At 65.6% G+C, this 13,663-nt stretch carries 5 protein-coding genes; 3 read left to right on the forward strand and 2 right to left on the reverse strand.

Annotated elements, in window-relative coordinates:
* Nucleotides 1–46: 46 nt before the first annotated feature.
* A complete protein-coding gene (locus PanNE5_RS12525) occupies nucleotides 47–2,269 on the reverse strand; it encodes an FUSC family protein (RefSeq protein ID WP_017232831.1) in 2,223 nt (740 codons plus the stop codon).
* Between the two features lie 256 nt (nucleotides 2,270–2,525).
* Here PanNE5_RS12525 and recC point away from each other — a divergent pair, with 256 nt between their 5' ends.
* The 3 genes from recC to recD are packed head-to-tail and all read left to right on the forward strand — an operon-like array spanning nucleotide 2,526 to nucleotide 11,895.
* Entirely contained in the window at nucleotides 2,526–5,942 is a 3,417-nt protein-coding gene (gene recC, locus PanNE5_RS12530; protein WP_261938071.1) for an exodeoxyribonuclease V subunit gamma, read from the forward strand.
* The gene (recB, locus tag PanNE5_RS12535; RefSeq protein WP_261938072.1) at nucleotides 5,939–9,760 is read left to right on the forward strand and encodes an exodeoxyribonuclease V subunit beta; all 3,822 of its coding nucleotides are present in this window, start codon (nucleotides 5,939–5,941) and stop codon (nucleotides 9,758–9,760) included. Before recC ends, recB begins: the two co-directional genes overlap by 4 nt.
* Nucleotides 9,757–11,895, forward strand: coding sequence for an exodeoxyribonuclease V subunit alpha (gene recD / locus PanNE5_RS12540; protein WP_261938073.1), 2,139 nt, complete (start codon nucleotides 9,757–9,759; stop codon nucleotides 11,893–11,895). The genes recB and recD overlap by 4 nt, the downstream gene beginning before the upstream one ends.
* Here the strand turns inward: recD and PanNE5_RS12545 are convergent.
* On the reverse strand, nucleotides 11,852–13,204 hold the full coding sequence (locus PanNE5_RS12545; RefSeq protein WP_017232835.1) for a hemolysin family protein: 1,353 nt from the start codon (nucleotides 13,202–13,204) through the stop codon (nucleotides 11,852–11,854). The genes recD and PanNE5_RS12545 overlap by 44 nt on opposite strands.
* Nucleotides 13,205–13,663: the final 459 nt, after the last annotated feature.

Raw genomic sequence — 13,663 nt, forward strand, 5'->3', positions numbered from 1 at the left:
ACCCGCCGGCGAAGGGGGCGGCGGGGCCGCGATGCCCCGCGCGCGGTCAGGCCGGCAGGCGAATGGCTCGCATATCGCGCAGGATCAACTCGCCCGCCCGGAGCATCTGTTTGAGCTGATGCACCACCTGCTTGATTTCCTGGACGTGGGCCTCCGGCGTGTCCGATTGCTGCTCCTGGGCGACGACCAGCGCGTCGAGGCGCCGCGTGTAGTCGCGCATCGCTTCGCTCGCGGCCTGCGCATCCGTTGGCACCGAGGCGGCCGGGGCCGCCACGGCCTGAGAAAGCAGATCGCTGATCGCGGAGACGACCTGCGCCAGCTCGCCGCTCTTGTCCGCTGCAATCTGACGCGGCAGCACGTCCGACATCCCCGTGATGTACGACGCCATCACATGGTTCTGCACCAGCAGATCGTTGAGCTCCCCGACCGAGACCTGTTTGGACTTGGGCTCGAGCATCATGCGCCTGAAGGCCGCGCCGAAATTTCCGAACGCAATGTGCATGTCCTTGCGCGCCATGCGATAGGCGAGCTCGTCGCGCTTGCCGTCGCGGCCGGTGCACGATTCCAGGTACGCGCGCGTCGACTGCACCGCCTGCCGGATGAGAGGCCCCATCAGGCGGTATTCCCAGTACGGGAAAAGATAGGAGCACACCAGCGCCACGGCGGAGCCGATCAGCGTGTCGATCGCGCGCTCCCCGATCACCGACAGCGACCCGGGGAGCAGGAAGTGGAACAGCAACAGCACGTAGGACGACATGAATACGACCGACAGGCCGTAATTGAACAGCGACAGGCTGTTGCCCATGACCATGCAGAAGAACATGAGGGCGAGCAGCACCCACGCCTTGTGCACGAAGGCCAGAATGATCAGCACGCTTACGCATCCCACCAGCGTGCCGGTCAGACGTTGCGCGTTCTTCTGTTTGGTCAGGCTGAAACCGGGCTTCAGAATCACGATGATCGTGAGCAACACCCAGTAACTGTGGGCCTGCCCGGCGAGCAGCGACCAGTTCTCGCAAATGATCATTCCGGCCGTGATGGCGATCGTCACCCGCAAGGCATGGCGAAAGCTCGGTGACGAAAAAGTCAGATTCTTCCAGAGCAATTTCGGAGAATAGCTCTGTCGTGAGGTGAAGCGCACGAGCGCCTGATCGATCTGGACTTCGGTGGCCGACCCTGCCGTGGCGAGATTCGTGTTGCGGTGCATGCGTTCCACGACACGTGTGCTGCTCCAGACGCGGCGGAAGGTGCTCGTCAGCGCCTGATAGGCTTCGGGCGCGCGCTGCGGCAACGACTGCTTGCGCATCAGCTCGATCTCGTACTCGATGGCCCGCAATTCCGCGCGCCAACTGCGCTGCGCCCGCGATGGTTCGTTGGTGGCGATGGCGTAGCCGATGGCATCGACTTCGTTGGCGATCTTTCGGATCATGTCGCGGAAGAACAGGAGCACGTCATGGTCGGCGAACTCCCGGCGCAGCATCGGGTAATCGGTGTGCACCGACACCACGACCTCATGCAGGTCGACGATGTTGATGAACAGGTTGAACAGCATCGTGCGGCGCGGCTCCAGCGTGCCGGTGCGCAGGCGGGGCAGGTTGCGCAGAATGATCTCGCGCGCCGCCTGCTGCTTTTCCACGACGTTGACCTGCGCGGCGATCAGTCGCCGGTAGCATTCGTCGATGTCGGTCGACGTGTCGTAGAACGCCGCCTTGGCTTCGAGATACTGCGCCGTGACGAAGAAACACTCGGCCAGCGTCTGCTGTTCGATGCGAAACCACCAGACGCGGCAGACGACGAGGCTGAAGTAGGTGTACCAGAGGCCGCCCGCGAGCACGGCGCCGGCATCGAGCACGGCCTGATGCCGGGTGAGATCGCCCTCGACGTTGAGCACCATCATCATCAGGCAGGCGAAGCTCACGAGCGACGCGCGATAGCCGTAGATCACGAGCATCGACAGGCCGAACGTCAGGGTTAGCGACGTGATCCAGAGCTGCCACGGTTGCGCGGCGGTGGCCATGCCGGTGATCAGTACCGTAAGGGCGCCGAGCAGCGTGCAACTGAGCAGCTCCGCGTGCTTGTGACGCAGCGGTCCGTTGATGTCGACCACGCTCGCGCACAGCGCCCCCGAGGCGACCTCGATGCCGAGCAGGTGCTGGTCCATCCCCCAGAACAGCACGAGCGCCGGCAACACGACCCCCAACGCCTGACGGGTGCCGGTGAAAAAGTAATGGCTGAAGAGGAATTTCTTGATATCGGTCTGGTAGTCCATGCGTCGGGTGCGAGGGTTCCGCAGCAAAGCCGGCCGCGCGGCGGGGGGAGGGCGCGGTGCAGACAGAGTCTAGCCGAAGCCCCGCGTGGCGCGAAGAGGGGATGCCGCCGGTGACGGCCCACATGCCGACGGACCGGTAACGGCGCCTGACGCTGCCGTCACTCATGTCGGGGCAAGTTTTCGGATCTGCCCGATGGGCTTCGCGAGGAGGCTTTTGTTATGCTTGCGAACAGACTCGCTCAGCCGCCACGCCCGCATGCTCCACCTATTCTTTTCCAACCGGTTCACCACCCTTGAAGCCGCCCTGTTGCGCGATCTCGCCCAGGCGCCCGGCAGCACGGGGAAAGCCGGTAATCCGTTCGAGACGGAAACCATCGTCGTGCCAAGTGTGGCCGTGCGGCGCCGGCTCGAACTGGACTATGCCGATGTGTTCGGCGTGTGTGCCAACGTTCGTCTGACCTATCTCGCCCAGTGGCTGTGGGACATGGCGGGGCAACTGGTCACGGTGCCCGAGAGTTCGCCGTTTGCGCCGGACCGGCTTGTCTGGCCGCTGTATCAGTGCCTCGCCCAGCCGTGGGGGGACGCCTCGCCGCGACTGGCGGGCTATCTGACGGGCGCGGACGATGTCATGCGCTTCGAATTGGCCGACCGACTGGCGCATCTCTACGACCAATATCTGACCTATCGGCCGAACTGGCTTGAGCGGTGGCAATCCGGGGAGACGATCGCGCCGGGCGCCGCCACGGGCTGGGGTGAGACGCAGCGTGCCGACGAAGTGTGGCAGAGCGCCTTGTGGCGGCAGGTGTTGGCGCATCTGGAGATTCGCGAGCGTCACCCAACGTTGCGGGCCATCGACCGGATCGAGGCGTTGACGCCGCAGACGGTGCCTGCCGGATGGCCGTCACGCGTGTCGGTGTTCGCGCTGTCGTCGATGCCGCCGCTTTCGATGGCGCTGCTCAAGGCGATGTCTCGTCTGATCGAGGTGCACCTGTATGTCCTGAATCCGTGTGAGAGCTATTGGTTTGACATCGTGTCGCCGTCACGACTGTCGTATCTGGCGCGGCGCGATGGGGGGGCGCACCGGGAAGTGGGGCATCCGTTGCTCGCCGAATGGGGGCGCCAGACGCAGTCGCATATCGATGCGCTGTATGCCGACCTCGCACCGCAGGCGGTGGAGGACCGGGCGCTGTTCCAGCCCAATCCCGCACCGACGCTGCTCGCCGCCCTGCAAAACGGCATTCTCACGTTGGACGATGGCCGTCACGGCGCGCCCGATGGCGTGAGCGTCGACGGGTCGGTGCAGGTGCATGTGTGCCACAGCCTGGCGCGTCAGATCGAAGTGCTGCATGACCGGTTGTTGGCGTGCTTCGACGAGATTCCCGATTTGCGTCCCGATGATGTGCTCGTGACCGTGCCGGATCTGGGGCGCGCGGCCCCGCTGATCGACGCCGTGTTTGGTACCGCGACACCTCGCATTCCTTATCTGGTGACGGGGTTGCCGCCGACGCGGACCAACCCCGTCGCGCGGGCGTTCGCCGCCATCCTGGCCTTGGCGCAGCAGCGGGTGGCGGTGTCGAGTCTGGTGGAACTGGCACGCACGGAGGCCATCGCACAACGCTACGATCTCGGCGGCAATGCGCTCGACACCGTTCAAAACTGGTTGCATGCCGCCGGTGCACGACGCGGCTGGCGCGGTGATGCCCTGCTGCGGCTCGACGCGCCGCAGGCGTGCGCGCCGACCGGGGCCGATGTCTCGCCGGCGTTGGAGCGGCACACCCTGGGCGATGCGATGATGCGGCTGTTTCTCGGCTACGCCTTGCCTGATGACGCCTTGCCGGTCGACGATTGGCTACCGGTTGGGGGAATCGAGGGCGGCCGTGCCGAATGGCTCGGGCAGCTGGCGCGGCTCGTCGACGATCTCGATGCCACCGCCGTCACGCTGCAAACGATGCGCACGGGGCTCGCGTGGCGCGATCAGCTGCTGGCGATGCTGGAACAGTTCTTTTCCGACGAGCCTCGTTTTGCCGACGATGTTGCCGAGGTGCGCGTGGCCATCGAACAGATCGGCTCGGCTATCGCTGATGGAGCGCCCGAAGTGCGGGTACCGGTTGACGTGGTGGCGCGCGTGCTGGCCAATGCCCTCGACGATCCGACGCGTGGCGGCGTGCCATCGGGGCGTGTGACGTTTGCGGCGATCCCCAGCCTGCGCCTGCTGCCGTACCGCGTGGTGTGCATGATCGGCATGGACGACGGGGTGCTGCCGGGACGCGTGCGCGCCGACGAATTCGACCTCATGCGCGCGTTGCCGCAACGTGGCGATCGCCAGCGGCGCGACGACGAGCGCAATCTTTTCCTCGATCTGATGTTGAGTGCGCAGGACCGGTTCCTGATCACCTACACGGGCCGAAGCGTGCGCGATAATGCGCCGCTGCCGCCATCGACGGCTGTGGACGAATTGCTTGACTTCGCCGGGCAGTTGCTCGCACCGGTGTCCCAGGGGTACTGCCTCGACGATCAGCGCGAAGCCCGCGAGCGGCTTGCGGTGTCGCATCCGCTTCAACCGTTTTCTCCTGCGTATTTCGATGGGCACGACCCGTCGCTCTACAGCTACGACGTGGCCAATGCCGAGGCGGCGCAGCAATTGGCGGATCAACTGGCGTCCCCCACACCGAATGCCCGCGCCGCGCCATTCGTGCGTGAACCGTTGCCCGCTGTCGTACAAACCCATTTGACGTTGGACGACCTGCTGCGTTTCTGGCGTCATCCCGGCAGAGCGTGGGCGCGTGACCGGCTGGGACTCTCGCTCGGCGAACTGCTCACGGAGGTCGACGACGAAGAGCCGTTCATGCTCGACTGGGCCGGACGCGATGCGCTGGCGGCGCGTCTGCTGCCGCGCCTGATGCGCCACGACGCACGCGACGCCCGCGCGCATGCCGACGCCATTGAGCGTATTGCGAAGGTCAGTCACGAGTTGCCGGGCGGGGCGACCGGTGCCGTCTGGCGCCGCAGAGCGTTGGGCGGCCTGCGCGCGCTGGCGTCGCAGGTGCGAGACGCGCAGGCGGAAGGCACGCAGGAGCTGCTGGTGACGCTGCCTTTGACGCCGGCGCTGCCGCCGTCATGGCGCGAATCGACGCAGGCCGCCTGGCATGGCGATGCCACGTTGCGCGCAGCCTGCCTGTTGCAGGGACGCTTGGCCCCGGTGTCGCGCTATGGACTGGTCATGTATCGATTCGGCAGCCAGCGTCCGAGCGATCTGCTTGCCGCATGGCTGGCCCATCTGGCGCTTTGTGCGCATCTCCAGCAGCCCGAGCACGCAGGACTGGACGTAGCCGCCAGAACGCTCTGGTACGGCGAAGACGAGACATTCGCGTTGCGGCCGGTGGAAGACGCGGCGACGCTGTTGGGGCAATGGGTGGCGCTGTACCGCCTCGGGCAGACGCGGCCGTTGCCATTCTTTACGCGAAGCGCGTGGAAGTTGGCGAGTACCGGCAAGCCGGGCGAGGCGCAAGGTGCGTGGCTCGGTTCGGCATTCGCTCGGGGCGACGCGGACGACCCGTACACGCGACTGATCTGGCGCGGCGTGGACGATCCGCTGGCGCCGCCGTTCGATGCTCTCGCCAATCTACTGCTCGGCCCTCTGGTGCAACACCTTGACGTGGCGGAGGGCGCATGACGCAGCTCATCGACCTCGACGTCTTCAGTTGCGATCTCGACGGCGTTTGCCTGATCGAAGCGTCGGCCGGCACTGGCAAGACCTGGAACATCTGCGCGCTGTACGTGCGGTTGCTGCTCGAGAAGCGATTGACGGTCGAGCAGATTCTTGTCGTCACCTTCACCAACGCGGCCACGGCCGAGTTGCGTGAGCGGATTCGCGCGCGGCTGGCTGCGTTGGTGGCTGCGATGGCGCCGGTCTTCGAGGAGGAGGACGAGAACGACGATATCGTCGACTTCGATCCGGACGCCAGCGACGATCCGTTGTTCAATGTCATGATCGCGGGGTTGATCGAGCGCGGTGACGTGACACCGAAGGCCATTCGCGATTGCTTGCAAACGGCATTGCGCGGCTTCGATCAGGCCTCGATTCACACCATTCACGGGTTTTGCCAACGTGCTCTGGCGGAGGTGCCGTTTGCGGCCGGATTGCCGTTTGCCTACGAGCTGGTGCCGGACGACAATGGCGTGCGGCACGATCTCGCGGTCGAATTCTGGCGCCGTGTGGTCGAACCGCTGGCAGCGCAGGACGACGGCTTCGCCGCGTGGCTGGTCGATGCGAAACGCTCGCCCGGCACGCTCACCGACCAGTTGGCGCGTCGGCTGAAGAAACCCATGTCGGAATTGCGCTGGCCGTCGGCGGTCGAGTCAGACGCTCAAGCGTCGTCGGACCCGGGATGGTTCGCGACCTACGCAGCGGCCTGCGAGTGCTGGGCCGCCGAGGCCGCGGCAATTACCGATCTGATGCGCGCGGCGTTGCCGTCGTACAAGAAAAACATTTACGACGCGGTATCGCTTGCGCAAGCCGTATCGGCCTGGGCGCGCTATCTTGGCGCGCGCGATGCCGGGGCGCCGTTGAGTCCGAAGGCGGAATTGCTGACCACCACGCGCCTCGCCAAGGACATCAAAAAGGGCGAAACGCCGCCCGATCACCGGTTTTTCGGCATGGCCGATGCGCTGGTGCAAGCGCGCGCCGACGCGCACGAGCGTTACGCGATTCAGTGGCTGCGGATGCTGCGCGAGTGGCTGATGCAAGCCCCGGACCAGTTGGCGCTTCGCAAGCGCGAGTTGCGGGTGGTGTCGTTCGACGACCTGCTTGGCAATATTGCACGCGCACTGAACCAGCACCCCGATCTGGCCGAGGCCTTGCGCGAGCGATACCCCTGCGCACTGATCGACGAGTTCCAGGACACCGATCCGCTGCAGTTCGACATTTTCAGCGCCGTGTACGGTCGGCGGGAGACGGCCGCATCGAACGTCGGGCGGGGGCCGATGTTCATGGTGGGTGACCCGAAGCAGGCGATCTACAGCTTCCGGGCGGCGGATCTGCATACGTATCTGGCCGCGCGCGAGAACGCCGACGCGGCGTACACACTGGCGGTGAATCAACGCTCGACACCGGCCATCATCGAGGCGGGCAATCGCCTGTTCGGGGCCAACGACCGGGCGTTCGTGCTCGACGGGCTCGAGTACCCGCCGGTGCGCCCGGGGGCGCGGCAGCGAGCGCCGTTCACCGACGCTCGCGAAGTGGCCGACTTCACTGTCTGGTGGCTTCCGGACGATGACGAGCCGCTGTCGAAGGACGACGCGCAGCAGGCGTGTGCGCGGGCGACGGCGGCCGAGGTGGCGCGCTTGCTCGCGGGCGCGGCGCGCGGTGACGTGCGCGTGGGCGAGCGACCGCTCGCGCCGGGCGATATTGCCGTGATCGTGCAGACGCACCGGCAGGGCGCGCTGATGAAATCGATGCTTGCCGAGCACGCGGTGGGCAGCGTGGAGCTGACGCAGGACTCGGTGTTTGCCAGTGACGAGGCACAAACGCTGTTGCGGGTGTTGCGTGCAGTGGAGTCTCCCGGCGACGTGCGGGCGCTGCGCGCTGCGCTGGCGACCGAGCTGTTCGGGCTCGATGCCACGGCGTTGTATCGCATGCAGACCAGCGAAGCCTCCGATGCCGAGGCGATCGCGTGGATCGAGCGACTACAACGCTATCGTCAGTTATGGATCGACCGCGGCTTCTCGGCGATGTGGCGCACGTTGATGCGCGAGTTGGGCCTCGCGGCACGTCTGGTCGCTCAGGCCGGCGGCGAGCGGCGTCTGACGAACTTCATGCACTTGGCAGAGCTTGCACAGGCCCGCTGGGCCGAGCAGCCCGGCATGCCGGCGCTGCTGCGCTGGCTGGCCTCGCAGCGCAATGCGAGCGGCGGTGAAGACGCGCAGTTGCGTCTCGAGTCGGATCAGAATCTGGTGCAGATCGTGACCGTTCACAAGTCGAAGGGGCTTGAGTATGGCGTGGTGTTCTGTCCGTTTCTTTGGGACGGCGCAGTGCGCGACGGTGGGCGTCTCGACGGACTCGAGTATCACGATGGTTCCACGGCCGTCATCGACTTCACCGATGCGGCGGGCAAGGGGTCGCCCGCCGCCGCCGCGCTGCGGCAGGAGCAATCGGCAGAGCAGGCACGACTGCTGTACGTAGCGCTGACGCGCGCGGTCTACCGTTGCTACCTGGCGGCCGGCATTTATGCGTCGCGACGCAGCGTGAAGGAAGCGTGCGGCGGCATGCTCAACTGGCTCGCGGCAGGGCAAGGCAATACGTTCGATACGTGGGTTTCGTCGACGCTCGATACCGACGAGCGGGTGGCCACGATCCGGTCGGCATGGAAGGCGCTGGTCGGTGGCCCACTGGCGGTGGTGCCGTTGCCAATGGGCGATGCGTTGGATGCCGACATGCGTGTCGTCCACGACGCGGCGCCGCAACTCACCCCGCGCGCGAGTACTCGCGCGTTGCGCGAAGTCTGGCGGATCGGGAGCTTCTCGGGGCTGTTGGCGGGGATGCACGCCGGTCCGCAACTGGGCGGCGGTCAACTCAGTGCGCCGGAGCGTACGCGTCCCGATTACGACGCGCAGGCCAATGCCGGGCCGACGTTCGCCCTGCCGCCGGAGGGGGACGATGCCTGGCCGCCCGCCGATGACATTCTTCGTTTTCCGCGCGGACCGGCGGCCGGCGAGAGTTTGCACCGTGTGTTCGAACTGGCTGATTTTCAGGCGCGCGCGCAATGGCCACATGCGGTCGCTAGAGCCTTGCGCGAACGACCGCCCGGGCGCGGAGCCGAGCACAACGATACGTGGCGCGCCATGATGATGAGCATGCTGGCCGATACGCTCGCTACACCGTTGCGACCGGGTATGCAACTGGCTGACGTGGCGATGACCGAACGGCTCACCGAAATGGAATTCACCTATCCGGCCGATGCCGTGTCGCTCGAGGCGCTGCGCGGCGTGTTGCGCCAGTTCGGTTACCCGGACTTGCCGCTCGACGCCACGGTGCTGCGCGGCTACCTCAAGGGGTTCATCGATCTGGTGTTCCGGCACGGCGGCCAGTGGTGGATCCTCGACTGGAAGTCGAACTACCTCGGCACTGCCCCGGAAAACTACGGCGCCGACGGCCTGCGCGAAGCGATGGCCGAGCACGGCTATCACCTCCAATACCTCCTCTACACATTGGCGTTGCATCGCTACTTGCAACGCCGATTACCCGACTACCGATACGACCGCGATATGGGCGGCAGCCTCTACTTGTTTGTCCGGGGCGTTCGGCCCGACTGGGCGCGTGCGCATCTGGCCGGTGACGATGTGCCGGGTGTCTTCTTCGACAAGCCGTCGCGTGAGATGGTCGACGCGCTCGATCGGCTCTTCGCCTCGGGCGACAACGCTGCGCTGGCGCAAGCGTTGTCGCCGGACGTTCAAGGTGACGACGCGGGCGCTGCCGACCGGGAGGGCGCATGAGCGATCGACGAGATCGGGGGGACGTGGCCGGGGCACCGTTGGCCGACAGCGGCGTGGTGCGATTGGCGCAGGGGTTCGCGCGTCGAATGGCACTGCTCGCGCGCGGTCACGGGGCGGACGAGCCGACGTGCCGCTATGTGTGGCGTGCCGCCCTCGCGGTGAGCCTCGCCACGGCCGAGGGGCACGTCTGCGTGCCGCTCGATAACCTGCTCGACGGGCAAGCCAGCGGCGAACTGTTTCCGGGTGACGCCCCCGCCTTGTCCGTCTGGCGCGAGGCACTCTTTGCCAGCGGCTTGTGTGCCCCCGCCAGCTTGGCGCTGGCGCGCACCGACGACGTCCAGGCCGACGCCTTCCCGCTTTTGCTCGACGACCACGATCGCCTCTATCTCGCACGTTATTACAGCTATGAGGCGCGGCTGGCGACGGCGCTCGGACGTAAGTTGTCGCTGACCGAACGCACACCGGTCACCGCGGCGGATCGCGCTCGTCTGCATCGTTACTTTGGCGAAGGCGCGCTTGTGTCGTCCGACGGGCAGCAGGAACCGAACTGGCAGATGGCGGCGGCGGCGCTGGCGCTGCAACGCTCGTTGGTTGTGCTCAGCGGCGGTCCCGGCACCGGCAAGACGACCACCGTGGTGGGCTTGCTCGCCTGTCTTCTCGAGCGAGACGCCAACCTGCGCGTGGCGCTGGCCGCGCCCACGGGGAAGGCGGCGCAGCGCATGCAGGAGGCGTTGACGGCCCGTCGGGATCTCCCGGAAACGGTGCGCAGGGCATTGCCCGAGGCGGCGGTCACGTTGCATCGCCTGCTGGGTGTCTTGCCGGAGTCGGCCGAGCAAGCGGGGCGGCGTTTTCGACATCACGCGGCCAACCCGCTGCCCTACGATCTGATCGTCGTGGACGAGGCGTCGATGATCGATCTGTCGATGGCAACACAATTGCTCGAAGCCGTGCCGGAAAGCGCCCGCCTGATCCTGTTGGGCGACAAGGATCAGTTGGCGGCGGTTGAAGCGGGGGCCGTCTTCGGAGAGTTGAGCGCGCACCGCAGGTTCTCACCGGACATGCGTAGGCGATTATTGTCCGCGCTCGAATGGCCCGTCGATGCGCTGCCCCGGTCGGGACCGTTGGCGGCCGTCGTAGGGAACGGCGCGCCGGATGCGGCCGCAGGAAGCGCCCGAGTGTCGCAAGGGCTGGAAGACACCGTCGTCTGGTTGGAGCGAACTTATCGCTTTGGAGAGAATTCTGCGATTGGTCGCCTGGCAACCGCCATCAAGTCGGGCAAAGTGATTGAGGCGCGCAAGGCCTGCACCCTTGCGGACGACGGGGCGTTCGCCGGCATCGGTTCGACTTCAGCACCAGCGGCAAGCGACGCCGACCGCGTGATGTTCAGTGAGGACGGCGGCGTGCAGTTGTCGCCCGCCAGTCTGCACGCGCTGGCGGACGGGTATTCGGCCTATCTCGCCGCGCTGGCCGAAGCGGTCGCGACGATCGAGCAACTGGGCGATCCGGCGACGGTAACCGCCGCCGATGTCGCCATGGTCGCGCAGCCGGTATTTGCGGCGTTCGGTCAGTTTCGCGTGCTGTGCGCGACACGTGGCGGGCGACGCGGCGTCGAGTTGCTCGGCGCGCAACTGACGGCGGTACTCGGGCGTCGAGCCGGTATGGCGCTCGGGGCTGGCGGGGGCGCCTGGTTTGCCGGGCGCCCAGTGTTGGTCACGCAGAACGAATACGCGCTGAACCTGTTCAACGGCGACATTGGCATCGCGTTGCCGCTCGGGCCGTCCGGCACACTACGTGTCGCGTTTGCCACGCCGGATGGGGGATACCGCCTTTATTCCCCGGCCAGTCTGCCGGCGCACGAGACCGCATTTGCCATGACGATCCACAAGTCGCAGGGATCGGAATTCGAACGCGTGGCGATGGTGCTGCCAGAACAGGCGAGCCGGGTGCTGTCGAGGGAGCTGATCTATACGGGGGTGACGCGAGCGCGCCGTCAGGTATGGCTTTACGCGCCGTGGCAGGTCGTCGCGTCGGCCATCGCGCGGCCCACGCAGCGCGACGGCGGCTTGACCGACCGGTTGATGGAGGTGCTGGCTACGATGCCTCCTTCGGTGCCTGCGCCGCCGCTGCCGCGATAGCAGCCTCGGCCACCGAGCCCAGCCGCGTGACGAGCAACTGGTCGATCTTGTAGTTGTCGATGTCGACCACTTCGAACTTGTAGCCCGCGGCCTCGGTGGCTTCCGATTTCTTCGGAATGCGCTTGAGCTGATAGATCATGAATCCCGCAATGGTCTCGAACTCGCCTTCACCAGGAAGCTCGTCGATATCGAGTGCTTTCTTCACGTCTTCGACGGACGTGACACCGTCCACGAGCCATGAGTGCTCGTCGCGCTGCACGATCTGATCTTCGTCCGCCGGGTGAATCACGTTGCCCATGAGCGCGCCCACAATGTCGTTGAGCGTCACCACACCGACCACCAGACCGTATTCGTTGATGATGACGGCAAAGCCTTCGCGGGTTTCCTTGAAGCGGGCCAGCGCTTCCGAAAGATTCAGGGTGTCGGGGATCACCAGCAGCTTCTTCGCATACAGGCGGTCGAGATTGCGAATCACGCTCGACAGGTCTTCGCTCGCAATGCGCTGGAGCAAATCCTTCGAGTCGACGTAGCCGAGCACGTTGTCGATTTCGTCCCGGCACACGAGATACTTCGAATGCGGGCTTTGGATGATCTTTTCGCGAATACTGCGCTCGTCCTCGGCGATGGTGAAGTACACCACGTCGTCGCGAAAGGTCATGACCGAGCCGACGGTGCGCGATTCCAGCTCGAAAACGTTCTCGATCAAATGGAGTTCCTGCTTGCGCACCACGCCGGCTTGCGCGCCCGCGCCGACCATCGCCGCGACATCTTCGGACGTAATGTTCTCGATGGCATGCGTCGGCAGCTTGAACAGACGCAGAAACAGGTTCGCCACGCCGTTGAAGAGGTAGACGAGGGGCCGAAGCACCTTCAGGCACAGCAACATCGGATCAATGATGCCCATGGCAACGCGCTCGGGGTTGACCATTGCGAGACGCTTGGGAATCAGGTCGGCGAACTGAATGAAAGCGATCGTGATGAACAGGAACGAGCCAATGCCTGCCAGGCGCAACGCCAGCGCCTGATCGGTGAGCGGCGAGAGCCACGCGAACAGATAGCCGGTCAGGAAACTCTCGCCAAGCACGCCGCCGAGCACGGCGACCGCGTTCACGCCGATCTGCACAACGGTGAAGAAATTGCCTGGCTGCCCCTTGAGGGCGAGCACCTTGATTGCCTGCGGGTTGCCCTTTTCCATGAGCACGTGCAGCTTGGTGCGCTTGGCGGCGGTCAACGAGATTTCGGCGGCGGAGAAGAATGCGCTGGCCAGAACCAGCACGAAGATACTGAAAAGAAAGCCGTAACCACTCATGTTGTCATCCCTGTAAATGCGAAGGCGGGTACACAGCCGCGACGCTGGCCGGACCGACGAGCAAGGGAGCGGGTCCGGTGGGCAGGGAGACATTTCAAAACAAGCCCGGCGGGCCGTCATTTTGAGATGCCTTCAGGCGGGTGCGCGGAAGGCGCGTACCCGGTGCGGTGTCGTCTGCGAGCCAAAAATGCCGCCGACGCCATTTTTGCGGGCCGCGTCAGCCGCGTAGGCTGTGCCGCTGTCCGATAGCATGCCATAAGTTCGGGGCTTGCCGACACCCATGCCCCAACGATTGGGCGAGCGCTGGGGCGCCGCTGTCTACTTTCGGACGGTGGCTTGCGCGAGCTGCGCGACACCGTGTTCAGAACCGACAATGGGCGCACGCCGCCTCGGGCATCGTGAACTTCGCCGCGACACCTTGTCGAGGCCGTGGCGACCGGCCACGTATCTCCCTACTGA

Source organism: Pandoraea sp. NE5, from assembly GCF_024363545.1.
Taxonomy (GTDB): domain Bacteria; phylum Pseudomonadota; class Gammaproteobacteria; order Burkholderiales; family Burkholderiaceae; genus Pandoraea; species Pandoraea cepalis.